The sequence below is a fragment of the Microcoleus sp. CAWBG640 genome (assembly GCF_020883015.1).
GTDB lineage: Bacteria > Cyanobacteriota > Cyanobacteriia > Cyanobacteriales > Microcoleaceae > Microcoleus > Microcoleus anatoxicus.
Genome location: NZ_JAHRFC010000018.1, coordinates 1 through 22,254, shown reverse-complemented (window position 1 = coordinate 22,254; position 22,254 = coordinate 1). Strand labels below are relative to the sequence as shown.

General features: G+C 45.1%; 22 protein-coding genes and 1 tRNA gene. 15 read left to right on the top strand and 8 right to left on the bottom strand.

What is annotated here, in order from left to right; translation table 11 throughout:
• Positions 1–10 precede the first annotated feature (10 nt).
• From AAFP11_RS11745 to AAFP11_RS11720, 6 genes are all read left to right on the top strand, one after another.
• Positions 11–460, top strand: a complete 450-nt coding sequence (locus tag AAFP11_RS11745) for a pyridoxamine 5'-phosphate oxidase family protein (protein WP_341737235.1) — start codon at positions 11–13, stop codon at positions 458–460.
• A gap of 176 nt (positions 461–636) precedes the next feature.
• Entirely contained in the window at positions 637–1,077 is a 441-nt protein-coding gene (locus AAFP11_RS11740; RefSeq protein ID WP_341737234.1) for a DUF5335 family protein, read from the top strand.
• Positions 1,078–1,084: 7 nt separating this feature from the next.
• Positions 1,085–2,068: an aldo/keto reductase gene (locus AAFP11_RS11735; RefSeq protein ID WP_341737233.1), complete on the top strand. Its 984-nt coding sequence runs from the start codon at positions 1,085–1,087 to the stop codon at positions 2,066–2,068.
• Between the two features lie 149 nt (positions 2,069–2,217).
• Entirely contained in the window at positions 2,218–3,267 is a 1,050-nt protein-coding gene (locus tag AAFP11_RS11730) for an NAD(P)-dependent alcohol dehydrogenase (RefSeq protein WP_341737232.1), read from the top strand.
• A 224-nt stretch (positions 3,268–3,491) separates the two neighbouring features.
• Positions 3,492–4,490 (top strand): NADP-dependent oxidoreductase, encoded by a 999-nt coding sequence (locus AAFP11_RS11725; protein ID WP_341737231.1) that lies wholly within the window; start codon positions 3,492–3,494, stop codon positions 4,488–4,490.
• A 39-nt stretch (positions 4,491–4,529) separates the two neighbouring features.
• A complete protein-coding gene (locus AAFP11_RS11720) occupies positions 4,530–4,763 on the top strand; it encodes an SDR family oxidoreductase (protein ID WP_341737230.1) in 234 nt (77 codons plus the stop codon).
• Between the two features lie 371 nt (positions 4,764–5,134).
• On the opposite strand, the gene AAFP11_RS11715 is transcribed toward AAFP11_RS11720, so the two are convergent.
• From AAFP11_RS11715 to AAFP11_RS11705, 3 genes are all read right to left on the bottom strand, one after another.
• Complete coding sequence (locus tag AAFP11_RS11715; RefSeq protein WP_341737229.1) at positions 5,135–6,784, bottom strand: RNA-binding domain-containing protein; 1,650 nt, start codon at positions 6,782–6,784, stop codon at positions 5,135–5,137.
• Positions 6,785–7,024: 240 nt separating this feature from the next.
• Positions 7,025–7,153 carry a hypothetical protein gene (locus AAFP11_RS11710; RefSeq protein WP_341737228.1) on the bottom strand — a complete coding sequence of 43 codons (129 nt, stop codon included), beginning with the start codon at positions 7,151–7,153 and terminating at the stop codon, positions 7,025–7,027.
• 102 nt (positions 7,154–7,255) lie between these two features.
• Positions 7,256–7,474 (bottom strand): hypothetical protein, encoded by a 219-nt coding sequence (locus AAFP11_RS11705; RefSeq protein WP_341737227.1) that lies wholly within the window; start codon positions 7,472–7,474, stop codon positions 7,256–7,258.
• Positions 7,475–7,514: 40 nt separating this feature from the next.
• Here AAFP11_RS11705 and AAFP11_RS11700 point away from each other — a divergent pair, with 40 nt between their 5' ends.
• Positions 7,515–9,302: an ABC transporter ATP-binding protein/permease gene (locus tag AAFP11_RS11700; RefSeq protein WP_341737226.1), complete on the top strand. Its 1,788-nt coding sequence runs from the start codon at positions 7,515–7,517 to the stop codon at positions 9,300–9,302.
• A gap of 334 nt (positions 9,303–9,636) precedes the next feature.
• On the opposite strand, the gene AAFP11_RS11695 is transcribed toward AAFP11_RS11700, so the two are convergent.
• The 3 genes from AAFP11_RS11695 to AAFP11_RS11685 all read right to left on the bottom strand — a co-directional run bounded on the left by AAFP11_RS11695 (position 9,637) and on the right by AAFP11_RS11685 (position 13,779).
• On the bottom strand, positions 9,637–10,323 hold the full coding sequence (locus AAFP11_RS11695) for an ABC transporter ATP-binding protein (protein ID WP_341737225.1): 687 nt from the start codon (positions 10,321–10,323) through the stop codon (positions 9,637–9,639).
• Between the two features lie 137 nt (positions 10,324–10,460).
• Complete coding sequence (locus AAFP11_RS11690; protein WP_341737224.1) at positions 10,461–11,672, bottom strand: ABC transporter permease; 1,212 nt, start codon at positions 11,670–11,672, stop codon at positions 10,461–10,463.
• A gap of 478 nt (positions 11,673–12,150) precedes the next feature.
• A complete protein-coding gene (locus AAFP11_RS11685) occupies positions 12,151–13,779 on the bottom strand; it encodes an HlyD family efflux transporter periplasmic adaptor subunit (protein ID WP_341737223.1) in 1,629 nt (542 codons plus the stop codon).
• Between the two features lie 534 nt (positions 13,780–14,313).
• Between AAFP11_RS11685 and AAFP11_RS11680 the strand changes: the two genes are divergently transcribed.
• The 8 genes from AAFP11_RS11680 (at position 14,314) to AAFP11_RS11645 (ending at position 20,602) form a co-directional block, all read left to right on the top strand.
• Positions 14,314–15,273 (top strand): DnaJ C-terminal domain-containing protein, encoded by a 960-nt coding sequence (locus AAFP11_RS11680; RefSeq protein ID WP_341737222.1) that lies wholly within the window; start codon positions 14,314–14,316, stop codon positions 15,271–15,273.
• A complete protein-coding gene (locus tag AAFP11_RS11675) occupies positions 15,270–15,581 on the top strand; it encodes a chaperone modulator CbpM (RefSeq protein WP_341737221.1) in 312 nt (103 codons plus the stop codon). Before AAFP11_RS11680 ends, AAFP11_RS11675 begins: the two co-directional genes overlap by 4 nt.
• Before the next feature lie 121 nt (positions 15,582–15,702).
• Positions 15,703–17,037 carry a nucleoside hydrolase gene (locus AAFP11_RS11670; protein WP_341737220.1) on the top strand — a complete coding sequence of 445 codons (1,335 nt, stop codon included), beginning with the start codon at positions 15,703–15,705 and terminating at the stop codon, positions 17,035–17,037.
• A gap of 554 nt (positions 17,038–17,591) precedes the next feature.
• Complete coding sequence (locus AAFP11_RS11665; RefSeq protein ID WP_341737219.1) at positions 17,592–18,029, top strand: M23 family metallopeptidase; 438 nt, start codon at positions 17,592–17,594, stop codon at positions 18,027–18,029.
• Between the two features lie 284 nt (positions 18,030–18,313).
• Positions 18,314–18,808 carry a hypothetical protein gene (locus AAFP11_RS11660; protein ID WP_341737218.1) on the top strand — a complete coding sequence of 165 codons (495 nt, stop codon included), beginning with the start codon at positions 18,314–18,316 and terminating at the stop codon, positions 18,806–18,808.
• A gap of 140 nt (positions 18,809–18,948) precedes the next feature.
• The gene (locus tag AAFP11_RS11655; RefSeq protein ID WP_341737217.1) at positions 18,949–19,791 is read left to right on the top strand and encodes a serine hydrolase domain-containing protein; all 843 of its coding nucleotides are present in this window, start codon (positions 18,949–18,951) and stop codon (positions 19,789–19,791) included.
• A 146-nt stretch (positions 19,792–19,937) separates the two neighbouring features.
• Positions 19,938–20,342 carry a hypothetical protein gene (locus tag AAFP11_RS11650; RefSeq protein ID WP_341737216.1) on the top strand — a complete coding sequence of 135 codons (405 nt, stop codon included), beginning with the start codon at positions 19,938–19,940 and terminating at the stop codon, positions 20,340–20,342.
• 188 nt (positions 20,343–20,530) lie between these two features.
• Positions 20,531–20,602: transfer RNA gene (locus tag AAFP11_RS11645), tRNA-Gly, on the top strand.
• 223 nt (positions 20,603–20,825) lie between these two features.
• Here AAFP11_RS11645 and AAFP11_RS11640 read toward each other — a convergent pair.
• Positions 20,826–21,110 (bottom strand): flagellar alpha dynein, encoded by a 285-nt coding sequence (locus tag AAFP11_RS11640; RefSeq protein ID WP_341737215.1) that lies wholly within the window; start codon positions 21,108–21,110, stop codon positions 20,826–20,828.
• A 190-nt stretch (positions 21,111–21,300) separates the two neighbouring features.
• The coding region (locus tag AAFP11_RS11635; RefSeq protein WP_341737214.1) for a DUF3987 domain-containing protein at positions 21,301–22,254 on the bottom strand (954 nt) is incomplete at its 5' end.

Sequence of the window (22,254 nt, the reverse complement as noted above, 5' to 3'; positions counted from 1 at the left end):
GAAAATAGTAATGTTAGATATTGATGAAATGAGTTCAAAAGAAATAGAGCAACTTCTACACACAGTAGGATACGGTCATCTTGGCTGCATACACGAAGGCAAACCCTACGTGATGCCCATGAATTATTATATCGAAGAACAGGAAATCTACCTGTTTACCACGATCGGCATGAAGACTCATGACATAGATGCCAATCCAGAAGTCTGCCTACAGGTAGAAGAAATTCAGGATGCACTTCATTGGCGCAGCGCGATCGTCAATGGTAGAGCCTCCCGTCTCACTATCAAGGAAGAGATCGATCGAGCCATGCACTTCATCCAAGAACGCAATCCCACACTTTCTCCTGGGATGGCTCGAACCTGGATTGATGCTGAGGGACGTTCAGAGGCGATCGCCATTTACCGCATCCACGAGACTGAAATGAGTGGACGCACGACTGATGGAGTCAGCAGTCACTAAAAACTTAGATATTGCACCATTTGCCATCAGCTTGGCCAGGACTGGCTCTCCTGTCCACCCCACCATAAATTAACTCTTTGTGGAACAAGAAGTCAGACCTGTTAAGCGAGAATTATCCCGTGAAAAATTAGGGATTATCTACCTCTGAGGATATACAGCTTTTAAACCTAAGATAGATGACAAAAAATCGCGTTTATAAAAGAATAATAGGTAAATCAAAAAAACCAGAATCAGCAGAAATCATCATGGTGAATAAAATGGAAATGACCAATAAGATTGAAATCAACAAATCTGTGCCCCACGAGCGATGGGGTGAATTTTTCGATCAGTTTACCGATGGCAATCGCGGCCGGAATATTTCGATCGAAATCATCGGTTCAGAACTCGGTGATGCAGAACTGATTAAGAACGCACCTTTAATGGCGATGGTTTACGATCGCCCAGGCAAAGGAGATGATTTGGTAATTGAAGTGGGTAAAGATGAGGTGACTTACGCTCACACGATCGATTCACCAACCGAAGTTTTAACCGGACAAAACTCAAACGGTGTGGTGATAGCGGTTCGGATTAGCGATGCTGCTGGGACACAAACATTAATCGAGCTACAAGCTAGTTGAAACGAACATGAAACAACGAAAACTGGGCAATCAAGGATTAGTAGTCTCAGAGTTAGGACTCGGCTGCATGGGGATGTCCGAGTTCTACGGGCTCGCCGATGAGTCAGAATCGATCGCCACCATTCACCGTGCGTTAGAGCTAGGCGTGACTTTCCTCGACACCGCTGATATGTACGGTGTCGGTAACAATGAAGAATTAGTGGGCAAAGCGATTAAAGGCCATCGCGATCGAGTCATTATCGCTACCAAGTTTGGCAACGTGCGCGGTAGTGACGGCAGCTTTCAGGGAGTCAACGGCAAACCCGAATACGTGCGCTCTGCTTGTGATGCCAGTCTCAAGCGTCTGGGCGTAGATGCGATCGACCTTTACTACCAGCATCGAGTCGATCCCCATACTCCGATCGAAGACACCGTAGGCGCAATGGCGCAGCTCGTCCAAGCCGGAAAAGTTCGCTACCTCGGCCTTTCCGAAGCCGCCAGCGCCACCATCCGCCGCGCCCAAGCAGTCCACCCTATTTCCGCACTACAGACAGAATATTCCCTGTGGAGCCGGGAGCCAGAAGCCGAGATTTTGCCCACCTGTCGAGAACTAGGGATTGGCTTTGTGCCTTACAGTCCTCTGGGGCGCGGGTTTCTCACAGGCAAAATCAAGACCTTGGACACGCTATCTGAAGGAGACTATCGATCGCAACGATATCCTCGCTTTCAAGCCGAGAATCTCCAGCAAAATCTGGAATTAGTCGAGCAAATCGAGCAAATGGCCGCCGCTAAGGGCATCAAAGCCGGACAGTTAGCGCTGGCTTGGGTATTAGCCCAGGGCGAAGACATTGTGCCGATTCCAGGCACCAAACGTCGCACCTACTTGGAAGAAAACATTGCAGCAGCCGATGTGACGCTGACTCAAGCAGAACTAGACCAAATCGCCAAAGCGCTGCCATTAGGAATTGCAGTGGGCGATCGCTACCCCGATATGAGCACCGTCAATCGTTAAGAATTGGGGAGGGTAGGCACGGGGGCACTACCCCTACAACTGAAACAGAAGAGCCTTTGTAGGGGCGGTGCCCCGTGCCCGCCCTCTCAGTAGGAATTGCAGTGGGTGATCGCTACCCCGACATAAGTAAACAATCACGAGCACAATCCATGAAAACAAACGCCTACGCAGCACAAAACGCCACGAATCCACTCGCACCCTTCAACTTTCAACGCCGCGATGTCGGCAAGCACGATGTCGCGATCGAAATTCTATATTGTGGCGTGTGTCACTCCGACTTGCATACCGTCCGCAACGAATGGCAGAACACCACATACCCTTGCGTCCCCGGCCACGAAATCGTCGGACGGGTAGTAAAAGTTGGAGCCCACGTCAAAAAATTTAAGGAAGGCGACACCGCAGGAGTCGGTTGTATGGTCGATTCCTGTCGCACTTGTGCCAACTGCGAGGAAGACTTGGAACAGTTTTGTGACAACGTGATTTTCACATACAACTCCCCCGACAAACACCTTGGTGGGATGACGTTTGGGGGATATTCGGACAGCATCGTCGTAGATGAAGCCTTTGTGCTGCAAGTTCCAAAGAATTTGAATCTCGCCGGCGTCGCCCCGCTGCTTTGCGCTGGAATTACCACTTATTCCCCATTACGCCACAACAATGTTACCAAAGGTCAAAAAGTTGGTGTTGTGGGACTCGGTGGACTGGGACACATGGGGGTGAAATTGGCGAAGGCTTTGGGCGCTCATGTCGTGGTATTCACCACCTCGCCGAACAAAGTTGAAGATGCCCTGCGACTCGGAGCAGATGAAGTAGTCAATTCCAAGAATGCCGACGAGATGAAAAAACATCTGAATAGTTTCCATTTCATTCTCGACACTGTATCCGCGCAACACGATATCAACGCCTATCTCCTGCTATTAAAACGCGATGGCAACCTCACCCAAGTTGGGGTACCAGCCGAACCGCTTTCCCTGAATGTTGGTAGCTTGATATTTGGTCGGCGCAGTCTCAGCGGCTCCCTGATTGGTGGCATCAAAGAAACTCAGGAAATGCTGGATTTCTGCGGCAAGCATGACATCACTTCGGATATCGAACTCATCCCCATTCAGAAAATCAATGAAGCCTACGATCGCCTGGTGAAGAGCGACGTAAAATATCGCTTCGTTATTGATATGGCATCGTTGCAAGAGGCCGGGTAGCTCTGATAAGGTTCGGAATTAATCGCTTTTGTTCTAGTCCAGATCCCCCTAAATCCCCCTTAAGAAGGGGGACTTTGAGTGCTTCATGTCCCCCCCTTATTAAGGGGGGTTAGGGGGGATCTAGACTTTAAACGATATGATTGCCGTCAAGACTTTGGGCGGCTCAATGTCTGAATTAACAACGATCGCCAACAGATTTCCGATCGACATCAAGGACAAAAATTATGACAAATATCATCAGCCGCGAAATTCAGTTAGTCTCCCGCCCGAACGGGATGCCAACCGCAGATAATTTTGCGATCGCCAAAACCGAAATAAAGCCACTTCAAGACGGGCAGATACTCGTTCGCAATCGCTACATATCGGTAGATCCGTATATGCGCGGACGCATGAATGAGAGCAAATCCTATGTGCCGCCCTTCGAGTTGGGTAAAGCATTGGAAGGTGGCGCAGTCGGCGAAGTCATCGAATCGCGCGCCGAGGAATTCAAGGCGGGTGATGTCGTCACTTCCAACTTTGGCTGGCGGGAATACTTCACCGCAGCGCCGACAGAATTGCATCTTGTCAACCGCGAAATTCAACCGCTGTCTGTTTATCTCGGTGTCCTCGGTATGACGGGAATGACGGCTTGGGCTGGATTGAATTTGGTAGATGTGAAAGCAGGTGATGTAATTTTTATTTCGGGTGCTGCGGGCGCGGTGGGAAGTGTGGCGGGACAACTGGCAAAACTGCGCGGATGTCATGTCATCGGCTCAGCAGGTTCAGCCGAAAAAGTCAAGTTTCTGCTGGAAGAATGCGGATTCGATCGCGCTTTCAATTACAATTCTGGCCCAGTCCTCGAACAATTGAACCAGGCGGCACCCGACGGAATTGATGTTTATTTCGACAATGTTGGAGGCGAAACCCTCGAAGCGGCGCTGTCAGCCTTGCGCGTGCACGGCCGGATTATCGCTTGCGGCAGCATTTCTGGTTACAACAAGCCGCAGCCAGGCCCGAACAATTTGTTTAATATGATTGGCAAACGGTTGACGATGAAAGGGCTGATTGTTGGTGATTCGCTCGATCGTCAAAAGGAATTTGAACAGGAAGTTGGTGGTTATTTCCAAGCTGGCAAATTGAAGAATCAGGAAACAGTGGTAGTAGGAATTGACCAAGCGGTGGGCGCGTTCATCGGACTTTTTGAGGGCAAAAATCTTGGCAAAATGGTGGTGAAGTTGGATTAGGGTGCGATAATTAATTTAACCCAAGTTGTAGAGAATTGTTTGACGTTATTTGGTTTAAAAAGGTATGGATCTCAAACTATCAGGAAAGGTTGCATTGGTCAGTGGTTCAACGGGTGGAATTGGACTGGCAATCGTTCATCTTCCCTAATTCAGCGATTTGCTTCAACGTCTGAAGTTGCTGCGTTAGTTGCGTTTGTTGCTAGTCCTTTAGCCTCTGCGATTAATGGGGCTGCCCTACGAGTCGAGGGTGGAGTGGTGCGATCGATTGTGTAGCGAAGTTTTTACCTTGATGTGCTGGGAAAATCTCTCACTCCCTACATTTCCGAACAGAATGCTTTCGTTCAAACAAAAATAAGGAGCGTTACATTTCATTAACTCACCCTAAAGTGATCGCTATTCCTGTGAGTCTTGATTTTTAGGCGATCGCCAATAACTTCTCATAACTCAACAACAAAGCCAACCATTTATGTTTGCCTAATCTCGACTACAAATATAGCGGTTCTCAAATAGATGAAGTATGGCAGACGGCTGTAGGGACACGGCAGTGCCGTGTCCCTACCGTACCTGTGTACCTCATCTTTCTGAGAAATGCTATAGACAATCTCAATGGAGTTTTCGCTTGTCGGTATAACGTTAGATGCCTTTTACTGATCAAAGTGATGTTTAATATATTGGACGAGCTTTGGCCCTTCAAGCCTGTCTGTAGCTGGGTTCGTTCTCACATAAAACTCAGCATTATCCAGATAACATGGTGATTTCGATTTTTTACACTTCACTGAAAGAATATTTTTGCCGATTACACTAATTAATTTGTATTCAATGTAGGGATAATATTCCTCCCCAATTCTTGTTTTTATCATATTTTTTACATGAAGAAGAAATTTGTCTGCATTATTTTTATGGAATTTTTCTATCTCAACGTCTATTCCTTTTATTTCACTGTTATCCGCAACGCCAACTAATAGTGTGCCACCTTCGGTATTTAAAAAAGCAACAATTGTTTTTAGTACAGATAGCTCAATATATTTTTCCTTAGTTTGCGTTTTTACATCGAGGCTTAATGTTTCTTTGAACTCAATATTTTTTGACTCACCTTGTCTAATAATGCTATGAACTTCATCTAGATCTGTGAGACCACCAATAGCTTCTAACATACTATCCAATTGGGATAATATGGAGATTGAGCTAGTTGGATTTAGAGCCAGTTCACTATCAAAACTATCAATTGCATTTTTTAGATCACTCAACTTGCGTTGTGTTACCAAAATTTGTTCTTGATTATAAAATGATGGTAAAGCAATTGTAGCTTGTTCTAAATCGCGCTTGTTGAGTTGAGGGATTACCGCTCCAGATGTTAATGATTGGAGAACAAGTTCCCCTAGTTTTGATTTAAAAAATGCCGCTACATATTCATTTATTGCTTTTTCTCCAAGCACAACCTGAAAGTAATTTTGGTGCTTGATTGTTGTATCAGATAACTTTGCTACTACTGGGGAGTTTCCAATCTTGGGGATATATACTGAATTTGTTTTTTCTACATGACTCTTGCCATGTTCTACATTGTTTATCTCATCAGCTATTTCCCCGATGGAGTATTCTTCATATTCTTTGTACTGTGTTTCGAGCTTTTCTATTTGTTGCTTTATTTTAACGCGATGGAATCCATAAAAAGTCCTATGTTCGATTTCTATACCTCTAATTAAGTCGTTGGAAACAGTCCCAGAATAATATTTTTTTGCCACTTCCAATGATTGTGTTTCATTCAATAATTCTGCAAGGAATATGGAGCTAGTTTTTTTCTTAGTTATCAGAACAAATACAGGAGTGATATATGTTTCAGGGTTTAGGATTCCTTCTGGAGCATTAAATATTGCATTTACAAAGTATCCCTCTGAATTAAAAGCACCTTCAAGCTTTGCGCCTTCTGAAGTACCAAAACAAGTTGGCTCAACAAGATATAGTGCAGCACCATTTTCATCGAGAAACTTTAACGACTTCAGAATCTCTACCCAATTTTGCCGTATTTTTAGTTTTTCATCTCCAAACTCGTAATCTTGCCTTTTACTCATTCCTAGTGGAAGATCACCGAGAATGAAGTCAAATTTTTCACTACTACCAAGCTCATTTTCCCAATCAAAACCACTTACAGTTTGAAAGGATGAGTCAACTATTTCAAAAACAGAAAAATTTGACATGGAAATTTTCAAGCATTTTTCAGCGCTCATCAACTTCGTAAGCCCATGAACTAATGCAGCAACTACGCTTATTCTTTCTGATTTATCGACTTTTCTCACAACTTTCCTTGTTGCACTTAACTATGTATTATCCTGTAGATGACAGGATAAATACTTAAACAAGACAAGTATTACATAAATTTTCAGATAAAGCAACCAATAAGTGTAATAACAAGGTTTTTGCAGGGTAAAATCCCTGAATAGAGCTTTATTTGGCAAAATGCAACCTTGTAGAGTGTCCTAGCGGAGAGTAACGCACAAACAATTAGCATTAAGTAACTTTTGGGGCGTTACGTTGCATTAACAAACCCTCCAAGGTCTGCGATCGCAGGGGAGCAATGTATTGCGATCGCTATTACTGTGAGTCGTGATTTTTAGGCGATCGCTCAAACCCAGTAAATTTATCCCAGTTTGATTATTTATCAGCATTCTAATCACTATCTTGCTCTATTCATGTATATCATACCACAGCGAGGTTTTAATGTCAAAGATGCGAGGGTATCCTTTAACTCCAAGGGTGAACCCATCTATTTAATAGCTAGCAGCGATCGCGGCACGAATATTCAAGGACTTTTGCAGGCGAAGGCAATACTTGAAAGTAATCAGTAAAGATTGCTGGTGATGGAGCAATTTATGGAACCGCGATGTTCCGCTACTACTGCTTGCCGATCGCGCTGCTATCTTTCCTGGACACAGTTTGACACACCTGCTATTTTTCAAAGCCAAGATTTGGAATTTTTGCGCTTTCAATCCTGTTTTCCTATTATATTAAATAGGTGAGCAATTTTCTATGAAAAAAGTAATGCAACGATTTAATCTAACTATACTCAAACAGTTCTGGGCGATCGCCAAATCTTACTGGTCAAGCGACGAAAAATGGCGGGCGCGCGGCTTATTGCTATTAGTCATCCTGTTGTCCTTTGGCTACACAGGACTGAGCGTGCTGCTCAACAACAAGCGAGGCGAGCTAATTTCGGCATTGTCTGCTCACGATGAAGCTAGATTTTGGCAAACGATTCTAATTTTTGCCGGGACATTAGTTATTTATGCACCACTTTATGCAGGCTATGATTATTTGCGCGATCGCCTGGGCTTAGAGTGGCGACGATGGCTGACTAACTATTTTGTCGATCGCTATTTCCAGAATCGCGCATTTTACAATCTAAATCATGCCGATGCGGACATCGATAACCCCGATCAGCGGATTGCTGAAGATGTCAAAAGCTTTACCCAAGAATCGTTAAAACTATTGCTGGCGGTAGTTGATTCTTTGTTAGCGGTGGCGGCATTTAGTGGGGTGCTCTGGGGCATTTCTAAGCCCTTAATCTTGTTTTTGGTGCTCTACGCCCTGGTCGGCACTTTGGCGACAATTGGAGTATTCGGGAAGCCCTTAATGCGACTCAATTTTGGACAGCTTAAAAAAGAGGCTGATTTCCGGTTTAGTTTAGTGCGGGTGCGAGAAAATGCTGAGGCGATCGCCTTTTATCAGGGAGAAGACTGCGAGTCCGATCGCGTAAAAGGCAGATTTGTCGAAGCTTTTGATAACTTCAAGCGCTTGATTTTTTGGGAGTTTAATCTCAATATCTTGACTAACGCCTATGAATTTATTCCGTTCATTTTGCCAGCAATTGTAGTCGCCCCCGGCATTTTTGCGGGGGATTTAGAAGTTGGTAAAGTTACCGAGGCGCAAGGAGCTTTCATTCGAGTCTTTTTCTCGCTGAATCTAATTGTGGCGCGCTTCCAATCCCTTGCTACTTTTGGCGCTGGTGTCGAGCGTTTATACACCTTTTTAGAGTGTTTGGAAACTCACCATTTAACTTCTAACGAGGTTGACGGTGTTGAAAAAACAAGTATCAAAACTGAAATTGCCGATCGACTGGCGATCGAAAATATGACCCTCCAAACACCTAACCGTCAACGGACTTTGGTGGAGGATCTATCTGTGAAACTCTCTAATGGCGAGGGTTTGCTGGTGAGAGGGCCTAGCGGTTGCGGGAAAAGTTCTTTGCTAAGGGCGATCGTTGGACTGTGGGATGCAGGGACTGGCACAATTTTGCGGCCTACCCTGAATGAAATGTTGTTTTTGTCGCAGCGGCCTTACATGATTCTAGGGACGTTACGAGATCAAATGCTGTATCCAAATATGGATTCGGAAGTTGAAGATTCGCAGTTGAGGCAAATTTTGATCCAGGTAAATTTACCAAAATTAGAGGAAACGCATGGAGGATTTAACACTGAACAAAACTGGGCAGAGCTTCTATCTTTGGGAGAACAGCAGCGCCTAATTTTCGCACGTCTGCTGCTCAATAAACCTAGCTACGCAATTTTAGATGAGGCTACTAGCGCCCTTGACTCTAGTAATGAAAAACATTTATATCAACAGTTACAAGCCTCTGGTATGACATTTTTGAGCATTGGACATCGAGAAAGTTTGAGTAATTATCACCAGTCTATTTTGGATTTGACCGCCGATCGCACCTGGTCTTTAAAAGCTTCTGAACCTCTACCTGTTTTGATTTCTGACAATCTGGTTGTTGAAGATATCAAGATAGAAATGGAGGAGACGGCAGTGCCTTAGTCCCTACCCGATTAATTGTAGGGAAACGGCACTGCCCATAGGTGTCAACTTAAGGTACAACCAATAGTCCGGCAAGGGTTAAAACCCCTGCCTCAAAGCGAAAGTCCTCGGTCGAGGACTGAAGAGAAGAATTTTTAACTCATTAGTCCTCTTCAGAGGACTTTCGCTATTAGACAGGGGTTTAAACCCCTGGCGGACTGGTGGGCTGACAGGCGGACTTGGCGGGCTGACAGCTTAAGTTGACACCAATGAGCTCTTGGAGTGTCCTTACCCGATTACGGTGCCGTATCCTGATTTTGGTAATATTAATTCGGATGCTTAATGAATCGAAAATTTACTTCGATCGCGCATTCTCAACAATTACTCCATCCACCATCCGAATCACCCGTTTTGTCCTCGCGGCGACATCAGCATCATGGGTGACGATCACGATCGTTGTACCTTGTTGATTTAACTCTGTGAGCAGATCCATAATCTCTTGAGAAGTAGTGGAATCCAGTGCTCCAGTTGGTTCATCCGCCAAGACTAAGGCGGGATGATTGACTAAGGCACGGGCGATCGCAACGCGCTGTTGCTGTCCACCTGACAACTGATTGGGACTATTCTGGAGCCGATCGCTCAAACCGACTTGTACTAATGCTTCAGTAGCTTGCTCGATCCGTTGGGAGCGATCGACATCGGCATAAATCATCGGTAGCATAACATTCGCCAGTGATGTTAGCCGTGGTAACAGGTTGAACTGCTGAAACACGAACCCAATGTATTGATTGCGGATATCTGCGAGTTCATCATCATCTAGGGTTGTGAGATTTATACCTGCTAAGAAATACTCCCCGCTGGTGGGACGATCGAGACAACCAATGATATTCATCAGTGTCGATTTTCCCGAACCAGAAGCTCCCATAATTGCTACATATTCGCCCTGTTCGATCGACAAATTAACGCGCTTGAGGACAGGAACATCGATCGCTTCCAAGTGATAGGTTTTGGTAATATCTTCAAGTAAAACAATGGTTGCCATAGCTATTCACCAAATATCAGGGGTTAAATTCTCCCACCTTTATAGGTGGATCGTAGTGCGCTTCCATCGCCCTAGAAACAAAGGCGGGAGCAACTGTCAACTGCGTCGCCCTGAGCGTAGTCGAAGGGTCAACTGATTTACTCACCGTGTAGTGCCAAGATCGGGTCTAATTTTGCAGCATTGCGCGCAGGGATACCGCCTGCTACTACCCCAACAATTAGCGAGAGTCCAAACCCCACAACCACTGACCACAGAGGGACAACAAAGGGAAATTTGAATAGTGTGGCGGCAGTGAAAGCGAGAGCGATACCCAACCCGATCCCGATCGCACCGCCAATACTAGAAATAACGATCGATTCCATCAAAAATTGGTTGAGAATTGCGCCACTGGTTGCACCGACGGCTTTACGCAGACCGATTTCGCGCGTCCGTTCCATCACCGAAACCAGCATAATATTCGCGATGCCAATACCACCAACAACTAGGGAAATTCCGGCGATCGCAGTTACCATCAGCGTCAGTGACCCCATAATACTCGTGAAAGTCTTAATCAGATCCACTTCATTGGTGACACGAAAATCATCCTCTTTGGGCGGGCGGATATTATGGCGCAGTCGGAGCACATTTGTCACCTGAAATTCTGCCGATTCGAGTTGATCGGCATTACTCGATTGCAGCCAAAAGCCATTAATCGCCACACCTGTGAGAGCATTGTTACCAACAATCTGGGCGGACATATTAGTCAGTGGCAGATACACCATATCATTCATATCTTGCAGCCCTACAGACCCTTTACGCTCCATTACTCCAATCACGCTATAACGTTTACCCTGAATCCGAATATCGGCACCGATCGCAATTTCTGATGGAGCGAACAAATCATCTCGAACTTTGGCACCAATTACCACCACTGCTTTGGCTATATCTAAATCCTGCTGCCGGAAAAATGTCCCTAGTTGTGGCTGGACATTTCTCACTGTTGGAAAGTTCAAATCCGTGCCGATCGCAGTTGTCGAAATGTTGACGTTGCCACGTACCACCTGAATATTTGGGCGATATAAGAAGGCTGAAACGGCTGTTGCAGCGGGGACTTGTTTGGCGATCGCCTGAGCATCTTCCCAGGTTAAGGTACTAGCAGTGCCAGCGCCCTGACTGATGCCGCCCGTTTTCGCTGCGGCTGCTGACACTTGGAGGATATTGGTACCCAATGCCTCAATTCTTAACTCGGTGGCTTTTTGGACTCCTTGACCGATCGAAGTAATCGCAATTACGGAAGAAATACCAATAATTACGCCCAGCATTGTCAATCCCGATCGCACTTTATTACTCCACAGGGTTTCAATTGCCATGAGGAATATTTCAAGCGGTGAGATTCTGCGTTTGGTGCGACGAGAGGTCGGCATCAATGACTTTGGAGAACGCCTTGTTTTCATAGGAGTTTTTCGGATTGAATAAAGCCTAAGAGTTGCTGCGTAGCCGGAATGATATAGAGGAGACGGCAGTGCCGTTTCCCTACCATGATTAATCGTAGGGACACTCCAAGAGCCCAAGGAGTGTCAACAATCAGGTCAAACCGATAGTCCGACAGGGGTTGAAACCCCTGTCTCATAGCGAAAGTCCTCTCAAAGAGGACTGAAGAGTTAGTTGATGTGTATTGATTTCAGGCAAATCTTCAGTCGGTTTCAACCGACTTTAGCTATGAGACAGGGGTTTTAACCCCTGGCGGACTTGTGGGATGACTAACGGACACGGGGCGGGCTTTCAGGCTTAAGTTGACACGCTTTGGGCTCTTGGAGTGTCCTGATTTCTAGATCGCCAAAGCTACCATCAACCTCCCTTGAGCCCAGTGACTTTGCGGGTTCCGGGTGGAAAACTGAGCAAAACCCGTTCATTCCCAGTTAAACCAGACTTGACCTCGGTTTTGTCATTGACAGTTGTCCCAACCACGATCGGCGTAAATACCGGATCTGCGCCTGTTTTCGCCACGAAAACACCCTGAACGGCTGTCTGTTGCACGATCGCAGCAGTCGGCACAATCAGCACCTGAGTTAGTTCTCCGGCTTTGAAATCGATCGTCACATTCATCCCCTGATGCAGCAATCGTTGGGTGTCAGCAACCGCTACTTTCACTTCAAAACTGGTCACGTTTTGCTGCACCAAGGACTGGGTAGCCACTTGCGTCACCTTCCCCTCAAAGGTTTTCCCAGAATAGGCATCCACCTTAATTATCGCCACCTGACCGACGCGGATTTGGGCAATGCTGGCTTCCGCCACCTGCGCCGCGATTTCATTTTTGGATGCCAAAGCCAGAATTGAAGATGATGTTGCCGAAGTCACTGCACTACCTGCTGTGGTTGGGGTCACAAATGCACCAGGATCGGCATATTTGCGGGCAACAATCCCCGCGAAGGGGGCGCGAATTACGGTATCCTCAATACTTCTTTGGACGATCGCGACTGCACCTTGGGCGGCCATTACCTTGGCACGGGCTTCGGCAATATCTTCGGGGCGAGAACCCGCTTTGAGTAAATTCATCGCCTCTTGTCGCTGTTTGAGGACGCTTTTGGCTTGGGCAATATCTTCGGGCCGCGATCCGACTTTGAGTAAATTCAATGCCTCTTGCCGCTGTTTGAGGATGCTTTTGGCTTGGGAGATATCTTCGGGGCGCGATCCGACTTTGAGCAAGTTGAGAGCTTGCTGGGCTTGCTCCACCTGCGCGATCGCACTATCACGAGTCGATCGATCCGTACTGAGAGCTTGTTGCGAGATTGCGCCCGCTGCTTGCAACTTTTGGTTGCGCCGCAAATCTTCTTCAGCTTGTCTGTAGGTGACTTGAACTTTATTCAGGTTGGCTTGGGCTTGAGCGATATCCTGCGATCGATTCCCAGCGAGCAGCTTTTGCAAACTGGCTTTGGCTTCATCCACCTGAGCTTGCCCTTGAGCGATATCCTGCGATCGATTCCCCGCAATTATCTTGTTCAAACTGGCGTTGGATTCATCCACCTGAGCTTGAGCTTGAGCAATATCCTGCGATCGATTTCCAGCAATTACTTTATCCAAATTTGCCTCAGCAGCAGCAAGGTTGCCCCTAGACTGGAGCAATTGCCCTTGGAGGTTCGAGTTATCCATATAGGCAACCACCTGTCCTGCTTGGACAAATTCACCTTCTTTAACCAGCAACTGCTTCAAGACACCAGAGGTTTTGGGACTGACATTAACCGAACTTTCGGGTTGCACTGTACCATTGGCTGAAACCAATATCGTCAGATTGCCCCGCGTAACTAATGCTGTCTGAATCTTGCTTTGCGCCTTTTGCTGGGGGACTGTCACCAATTGGTTGTAGGCAACATAGCTGCCGATTCCAGCGATCGGAATTGCTACCAGCAACCCCATCAGCCATTTGTTTATTTTTAGCCGATGGATTCCTTGCTGTAAATTCAAACTAATACTGAACATTTTCACCTCAAATTACTTTCGGTGTAAGGGCAATCGCTTTTATAAATAAAATACAGTTATGTTTTTCATCAAATTATTTTCCAAAGATAAACTTGAGATACTCATACTTTGAAGTAAATTCTCAAACTTGTTAAGCGATCGCAAATCAAGCATAGCTGCCAGGATTAATAAAAATATGTCTCTAAATATAGAGATAAATAATTATAAAAATTAGTATCTTAGCGCGAGCATTAGGCTTAAACTTAATCTATTACTATTGACATAGATTACCTTAGAAATTAGGACTTAAATATCTGTCTATTGACTGATAGATTTACGGGTGATTCCGAGTCTAGTTAAAGTGGGTAGATAGCCGATAAATTTAATCCCCGTAAAATCATAAAAAACTTAGATCAAATCCGTGGGTATCAAAATCATTCATCCCTCTCTTCTCTTTCTCTGCGCTCTCTGCGCCCTCTGCGGTTTAATAATTCCGAAACCACCATAAACGATATTATTTTTTTTTCCAAAATTAGAGTATTTTAGAGGTCAGTGATGCCAACTGCAACAGACTTTAAAGACTATTACACAATCCTAGGAGTCAGCAAAACAGCAACTCCTGAAGAAATCAAACGCGCTTACCGCAAACTTGCTCGCAAATACCATCCCGATCTAAATCCTGGAGATAAAGACGCAGAGGCAAAATTCAAAGACCTCAATGAAGCCAATGAGGTGCTTTCCGATTCCGAGAAACGACCGAAATACGATCAATTTGGCGAACATTGGAACCATCCTGGTTACAGTGAAGCTCCACCATCCAGAGGAACTAATCCTGGGACGGTTGACTTCGATCAATATGCCGACTTTGATTCATTTATTAACGATTTGTTAGGTCGATCGCGAAACGGATCGCAACGTACAACCAACACAACCAGCGGCTTCGATGATTATGGTAGCGGATTTCGCTCTCAAGCCCCCGCACCTGATAGCGAAGCCGCGATCGCCCTGACATTTTCCGAAGCCTTTCACGGTGTCCAAAAACGCCTGCAATTCGACGACGAAACCATCAACGTTCGCATTCCCGCAGGCGCAAAACCAGGTAGTCGCATTCGCCTCAAAGGTAAAGGCCGTGCGAGCCCGTTTTCTCAACAGCGTGGCGATTTGTATCTCACCATTGAAATATTACCGCATCCCTTCTTCCGATTCGAGGGTGATGGCCTGGTTTGTGACGTACCAATTCGCCCCGATGAAGCGGTTTTAGGGGCCGAAATTAGCGTGCCCACACCGGATGGTAGCGTGACGATGAAAGTGCCTAAAGGAGTGCGATCGGGACAATCCCTAAGACTGCGCGGCAAAGGCTGGACATTGCAAAAAGGGGGACGCGGTGACTTACTTGCCAAACTTCTGATTGTCACGCCAAAAGACTTAAGTGCGATCGAGCAAGAATGCTACGAAAAAATCCAAGCCAATACTAACTTTAACCCGCGCGCCCAGTTAGAGGAGATTAAATTATGAGCTTCAGCCTTTCAACAACAGTGGTTTCACTTGAAGGTGAGCAACTCTACACCTTTGAATATGCTGCATTGGTAACAGAGACTTCGATTATGTTGGTCAAGGTTTATGTTGAATTAGGGGTAATCGAGCCGATCGGCTCCATGCTACATCCCCGCGAGATTGCTCGAATTGGTCAGATTCAGCGATTGCGTCAAGACTTGGGTTTGAACTTAGTTGGAGCCGCAATGGTGCTCGATATGGCGGCTGAAATTGCTCAATTACGGGCACAACTTAAGGCGCATCAATCTCATCCACGGAACCCACTATGAGGTGTCTAAATCAACATTATGGGGCTAAGTTTACTCGTGATCTCTGTGCTGGTAGAAACGCCGAAGACTCGATCTTAGATGGAAAAGGGCTACCCATCCGATCCTCATAATCTCAATTGCTGTGGAACTTTACAGATTGGCTCTGGAAATTCCTACTTCACAAGCATTTCACATGAATAATATCCGGCGTAGATGTCTTTTGAGTTGGCAAATTCCATCGATCGGATTTGGGTTAACGTTTCTCCTGGGTTTAGGATTCAGTTACTCCAATCAAGACATTAGACCAGAAGTGCAGTCTGTGGGATTGTTAGTATTCACTGTGTTAGTGGTAATTGGTAGTTATTACACTGTTCAAGCTTTTCGCTCTTGCCAACGCAACAGAAATAAAAATCATCTTAAATATGCGATCGCCGGACTATTATCCAATCTCTTTCTAATCTTTTTTGTTGTAACTAGCGTTAATAAAATCTATACCCTGAGTCATCCTTTGAATATAACAAAGCATTCCCTAGAGGAATTCAAGCCTCGGTCAAATGCGTCTAAACTTCCAATTTGGATTGATACCGATCCAGCCTGCGGTCAAAGCGCAACTAATGATGTGGATGATTGTTGGGCATTGATGATGGCACTCCGATCGCCAGAACTCAATATTCGGGGCATCAGCACAACTTTTGGCAATACCAAAGGTAAAACTGCTCTTCAAGTTGCGCGTCAAGTGATCGGGCATTTGGGAGGCGCGGCTCGAACGCCTATTTATGAGGGTAGCCATTCTTCAGGAAGTCCAGAGTGGAAATCGACACAGGCATCAGAGGCGATCGCCGCCATATTACGCCAGGAAAAGCTGACGATTATTGCTCAGGGCCCACTTACAAACATCGCAACGGTCATTATCAATCATCCCGATGTGGTCAGAAATGTGGAGCGCATTGTGATGGTGGGAGGAAAACGACCAGGTAATTTGTTCCATCCTGGAGAGCAATGGTGGTTTCATTTCCGCGATTTTAACATTCGTAAAGATACACCCGCTGCCAAAATTGTTTTGGACTCGGGCATTCCGTTGATATTAACCCCGTTTGAACTGGCAACAAAGGTGACGATTATGCGATCGGATTTAGACAAATTAGGATCTGGTGATGAAGCCGCTCATTGGTTGCGTCAGGCAAGTCAATCGTGGATGTCGTTTTGGGAAGATCGTCTGCACAAACAGGGATTCTATCCCTTTGATGCGCTGGCAGTTGGCTACGTCACCATGCCTGACTTGTTTGGCTGTGAGATTTTACCCGCACGCATCGGTTTTAGTATATTTCTCGAACCGTTTGGTGTCGGTCACGATCTGGAAGTGGCACAGGATATTAAAGGGTCACAAGTATATTACTGCTCCGAGGTCGATCGACGATTCAAAGACCGTTTGATTGAGCGTTTGATAACTCATAGAACAGTTAGTAATGATGTTTGAGTGGACTACTTTATCAAAGCGATCGCCATCCCTAAATTGCTCCTAACTGTCAACAAATTAATATAACAAAGGTTTGTATTATGCTTTTGAATATTGCACTATTGATTGTCACTCATTTGGTCATTCCCGTCGGCTTACTGATTTGGCTTTGGCAGGCACAATTTGATAGTAAATTCAATTGGTCGATCAATCTTTTAATAATCTTGCTCTATAGTCTTTTTATCTTTCTCAATGGACGGTGGGAATGGTTAAGTTATTACCTCAGATTTCTATTGCCAATCGTATTTGTCATAGCAGCATATAAGTCTTTCATCAAAGCCAAATCTTTACCACTTTACCCTCCAAAAACGTTTAAAAATTATCTTGACTTAGGAATCAGCGCTTTTGTTGTGATGCTATTTATAGCTAGTCTAAAGGGTTATTTTTTTACTGGCTCATCTATCGATCTGTCTTTTCCATTAAAGAACGGCGTATATTATGTTGCACATGGAGGAAATAGCCCCATTATCAATTATCACAACACTCATCCGACACAACGATATGCCTTGGACATTATGAAACTAAACGTTCTAGGAGCTAGAGCAAATGGGCTTTACCCACGATCGCTAACCGATTATGCCATTTTTGGAGAGACTCTCTACAGCCCTTGCGATGGGACGATCGCCAATTTAGTCAACGATTTGCCTAATCTCGTTCCGGGGGAAAGCGACCAAAAAAATCCTGCTGGAAACCACATTCTACTGAAATGTAAGGGTGCTGATATCTTAATGGCTCATCTTCTGAAAGGTAGCATCACTAGCCAAGTCGGATCGCTAGTCAAATCAGGAGATGCGATCGCTAAAATTGGCAATTCAGGAAACACCGGCGAACCACATCTCCATATCCATGCCCAAAAAGCAAATACAGGAAAATCGATTTTAGATGGAGAAGGAGTACCCATTACCTTTGACGGCAAATTTTTGGTTAGAAACAGTTTGCTTATTTCAAAGTAAAGCGATGCTTTAATTTATTTAATTCGCTGCAACCTACTCACATAATTTAAACTCGATGCTCTTCATTATTAAGTTACCAAAAATTCGGCAAAAGTAGAAGAGGCTTGCAGCCTCTCCCTAAGATGTCAAATGGGTTCTATAGAGTTGGAGTATCTATGAGGTTGCTAGTTAGAAATTTCCAACCCATCAGCTAATTTAGTTATGCCCTCCGATAGGTACGCAGCATTTCATTATTTGTCTAACATAAGTTGCAGAGATATATATATGCTTTAGGGCAGAGCAAAATGACACTTATACGAGCGTGGCGATTCATCACCCTGATGCTAGCTTCATTTAGCCTAAGTTTGACGATGACGCATTTGCTAGAGTTGCCGCAAAGAATGCAGTTTGACCAGCAACTTTGGGTGAGAGTGACGGTCTTTGAAAATGTGTATAAATTGTTTGGCTCAGTCGGCGCAGTTTTTGAAGTTACAGCGATTTTGACAGCAATCGTGCTGGCATTTCTGGTTCGCAAACATGGTTCAACTTTTTACTGGACGTTGGGCGGAGCCATTCTATTGGTGCTGGCATTTGTGAGTTGGATCGTGTTTGTTGCGCCAATGAACGCTGAATTTGCCAAATGGTTGACGAATCCCATTCCAACAGATTGGACGCGCTATCGCGACCAATGGGAGTATGCACACGCAGTCAACGCTTTTATCAAAATCATTGGGCTAAGTTTGCTCGCGATTTCTGTGCTTGTAGAAACGCCGAAAAAGAGAGCGATTTATTCCGATTAGGAGTAAGGCTTATTTAGATGGACGACTATAGATAATAGTTGAATATCGATCGCACCCTAGCAGAAGTTGCGGTCTTAATCGTGCTCATTCTATCTATGGCGAATTATGCTCGATCGAATAAATCAACAAAATCTAACCCAATGAATAAACTTTTCCGCCCAATTTTTATATTCCTGAGTGTGTTGATTGTCATCACATTCAACATCAATGGCAGTGCAAACCAACTGGACTTGGATGATAGGATCGATCGCTTCATCACAACTCAAATTAAGACTCATCACATTCCTGGTTTGGCAGTCGCGATTACTCACAATAACCAAGTGTTGCACGTTAAGGGATACAGTACACCAAATGACAATCAGCCTGTTACAGCACAGACCCAATTCTTGATTGCTTCGATGAGCAAATCGTTTACCGCAATTGCAGTGATGCAGCTAGTTGAAGCGGGACAAATTAATCTGGATTCACCCGTGCAAACTTATCTACCACAATTCACCGTGACCGATCCAGCGATCGCTGCCAAAATAACCATTCGTCATCTCCTCAATCAAGTGAGTGGTTTATCTGACGTAGGCTTTCCTGAGTTGCAGGTTTCCCAAGCAAAAACAATTCGCGATCGCGTTACTAGCCTCAATCGAGCAAGTCCCGTTGCGTTACCCGGCGCTCAGTTTCACTATTTCAATCCCAATTACGAAGTGTTGGCGCGAGTGGTTGAAGTGGTGAGTCAACAGCCATTCTCAGCCTACTTACAAACGCATATTTTTACACCTCTTCAAATGTCGCGGACGCTCAATGCAACTACAAGTGCTGACGCATTCCAAGGTGCTACCAACATGGCACAAGGACATCTGATGGCATTTGGACTTCCATTCGCATATCCAGAAATGTCTGGTTATCTGAGCGGCAGTAGCGGTGTCATTTCAACCGCAGAGGACATGGCAAATTATCTAATCTTCCAAAGCAACAGTGGGAAGATTGGCTAGAAATGCCGATGCTGGTGCTGAGTTTTGCCTGGTTGGGATTGTTTATCGACGACAAAAGAAACTAAAGCTAAGATCTAACCCTTAACAAAATGAGATTTAGACCAATACATCGTTAACAATAAAAATTGTTAACTAAGGAGATATTAATGGACGCAAAATTAGGTCTTTGGATTGACCACAGGAAAGCTATTGTTGTGGGTATTACCGACAAAGGAGAAGAGAAAAAAGAGATAATATCGGAGGTGGAAAAACAGGCTCGGCGTTCTGGTGATTCACCTCTTAATGGCGCTTATGAATCACTTCAAAAATTAGCTGATGATAGTCGCCAGAGAGCTTTTACAGGACAGCTCAATATTTACTACGATCGGGTGATTGCGTATATCCGTGATGCCAAATCAATTCTGATATTTGGTCCGGGTGAAGCCAAAAATGAACTGAAACAACGTCTTGAGGTAAATAATCTGGGTGGTCGCATTGTAGGTATTGAAACAGTTGACAAGATGACTGAGCCTCAGATAGCGGCCAAGATTCGACAGCACTTTGCCGAGTAGTGTGACTGCCCTGGGGTTGAGGGGGTGCGATGGGAGGGCGATCGAGATATGTGCAAGGACCGATCGACTCCCACCCCAAATTGACCCTGAAAATAATACACTCAAAATTGGAAAATAGGTGTATAATTTGTTTGAAGTCATTTTTTACGGTGATGCCTACAAGGTAAACACAAGTAAAAAAGACAAGGGCGGACGTAATTCAGTGGTAGAATGTCAGCTTCCCATGCTGAACGTCGCGGGTTCGAGTCCCGCCGTCCGCTTATACTATACAAGCCTCAAACCAACGAGAAATCAACGGTTTGAGGTTTTTAAATGCTGATTTTTGGGGCTATCAAGGGGCTAGTTGACTAGAAATTGACTACGATTTGACTACGGAATAACCAAACTGAGTATCAACTGACTACGGTTTGACTACGGTTTTTTTGACCGTAGTCAGCCCTTCCCCGCAAAACACCTCGCTTCCGGTTGTAAGTCAGGATTCCCTCACAATAAGCTGTCCGCTTGACTAAGCAACTCTAGAATCACCTCAATGTCTACCAAGTCTGTCCTCGACTTTTTACGCTGAGCTTTGAGTTGATTGAGCAAGTCAGCCGGTTCTGGGAATTCTGCGACGGTCGGAACCGAATTTCTATTTTCTCCCCGATCGCGCCGTGCTTCCTTAAGTTCTTGCTCCAACATCTGTACCTTCAAGCCCAAGTCACCGTTGCGCTCGTGTAACTGGTTCAGTTCCGCATCCCATTCCGCAAGTTGCTTGTTGGCCGCTTTCAATTCTTGCCTGAGTGATTCATCGTTGCCATCACTCAGGCACTCAATTTTCCCAGCCGTTCCTCAATAGAGGCCATCCGTTCCATCACAGGGTCAAGACGTGAGCTAACAACCTTGTCTACAGTGTCTACAATATCTGTAGACAATGTAGACAGCGCGTTAGTGTCGCTTGGTGTAGACAGCGTGTACAGTGTTAAGGATTAAGAGTTAAATCATTGAGTCCACTGGAAGTCCACTGGAGTCCACTGGAGTCCACTGGAAATTGATTATTTATAAATCCAGTGGACTCAGTGGACTCAGTGGACTTATGACTGTGGACTTCCCAAACCTTTTCTACATCTGACTTGTAGATATCAGTGGACTCAGTGGACTGTGGACTGAGAGTAAATGATAAAAGCTTCCCAGTATCAGTAGTATTTCCGTACTTCATTAGTGTTAATTGCCCAAACCACTCACGCACTTGCTGCACAGACGGCCTTTGTTTTGAGTTGAATGTTTGTTGGACATCTCGAATTTGAATTACCCCTCCCTTGCGTTCTGCCAGTAAAATAACTTTTGTCAAATTTGGTGCAAGAGCCGTCCGCTCAGAAAACTCTGCATAAAGACTTGCAATTTGGTCGGAACTGAATTTGACAAACTTTATCGCAGCCTCAACCGCGTTTTTAGGAATTAGAGGGTTAACCGGGACACCATTAAAAGTGCAAGTGATGGTGTGGATAATAGTGGCCATCTTGCCAACTTTCTCAGGCATTTTGCCTATCATTGCCCTCATCCCTTGTTTCGGTTCTGTGACTCGTCGTCTTTCTGTTGCGTTGTAAAATGCCGTGAAAAGTCTCTTAGCTTCTGGGTTGAGTTCAAGTCTTAGCGCTGGCAGTGTATCTATTCTTTGGTACAAGCTACTGAGCATCGGAGTGATATCGAAGGTGCCGCTGTCATCCTCTGGCAACTCTGATGCAGCAAGTGGTTGGAACACAAAATCAAACCGAGCAAACTTACCATTGGCATCAGAGCAGTCTTTAAGTAGGGCTTGCTGAATATATCGATCGCACTTGACGTGGCCTGGGTTTCGATCGCGCGATCGAGAGTTTAGTGCAAGATAAACAGGTAAAATAGAGCAAAACCCGTGCATAACCACCTGCGATCGTGT

Excerpts from the sequence above, each read along its gene's own strand:
- AAFP11_RS11730 (WP_341737232.1), top strand. The coding sequence starts at position 2,218 with ATGAAAACAAACGCCTACGCAGCACAAAACGCCACGAATCCACTCGCA.
- AAFP11_RS11740 (WP_341737234.1), top strand. The coding sequence starts at position 637 with ATGACAAAAAATCGCGTTTATAAAAGAATAATAGGTAAATCAAAAAAA.
- AAFP11_RS11690 (WP_341737224.1), bottom strand. The coding sequence starts at position 11,672 with ATGGCAATTGAAACCCTGTGGAGTAATAAAGTGCGATCGGGATTGACA.
- AAFP11_RS11685 (WP_341737223.1), bottom strand. The coding sequence starts at position 13,779 with ATGTTCAGTATTAGTTTGAATTTACAGCAAGGAATCCATCGGCTAAAA.
- AAFP11_RS11700 (WP_341737226.1), top strand. The coding sequence starts at position 7,515 with ATGAAAAAAGTAATGCAACGATTTAATCTAACTATACTCAAACAGTTC.
- AAFP11_RS11695 (WP_341737225.1), bottom strand. The coding sequence starts at position 10,323 with ATGGCAACCATTGTTTTACTTGAAGATATTACCAAAACCTATCACTTG.
- AAFP11_RS11665 (WP_341737219.1), top strand. The coding sequence starts at position 17,592 with ATGAAACTAAACGTTCTAGGAGCTAGAGCAAATGGGCTTTACCCACGA.
- AAFP11_RS11675 (WP_341737221.1), top strand. The coding sequence starts at position 15,270 with ATGAGCTTCAGCCTTTCAACAACAGTGGTTTCACTTGAAGGTGAGCAA.
- AAFP11_RS11735 (WP_341737233.1), top strand. The coding sequence starts at position 1,085 with ATGAAACAACGAAAACTGGGCAATCAAGGATTAGTAGTCTCAGAGTTA.
- AAFP11_RS11710 (WP_341737228.1), bottom strand. The coding sequence starts at position 7,153 with ATGCTGATAAATAATCAAACTGGGATAAATTTACTGGGTTTGAGCGAT.
- AAFP11_RS11745 (WP_341737235.1), top strand. The coding sequence starts at position 11 with ATGTTAGATATTGATGAAATGAGTTCAAAAGAAATAGAGCAACTTCTA.
- AAFP11_RS11680 (WP_341737222.1), top strand. The coding sequence starts at position 14,314 with ATGCCAACTGCAACAGACTTTAAAGACTATTACACAATCCTAGGAGTC.
- AAFP11_RS11725 (WP_341737231.1), top strand. The coding sequence starts at position 3,492 with ATGACAAATATCATCAGCCGCGAAATTCAGTTAGTCTCCCGCCCGAAC.
- AAFP11_RS11650 (WP_341737216.1), top strand. The coding sequence starts at position 19,938 with ATGGACGCAAAATTAGGTCTTTGGATTGACCACAGGAAAGCTATTGTT.
- AAFP11_RS11655 (WP_341737217.1), top strand. The coding sequence starts at position 18,949 with ATGAATAAACTTTTCCGCCCAATTTTTATATTCCTGAGTGTGTTGATT.
- AAFP11_RS11660 (WP_341737218.1), top strand. The coding sequence starts at position 18,314 with ATGACACTTATACGAGCGTGGCGATTCATCACCCTGATGCTAGCTTCA.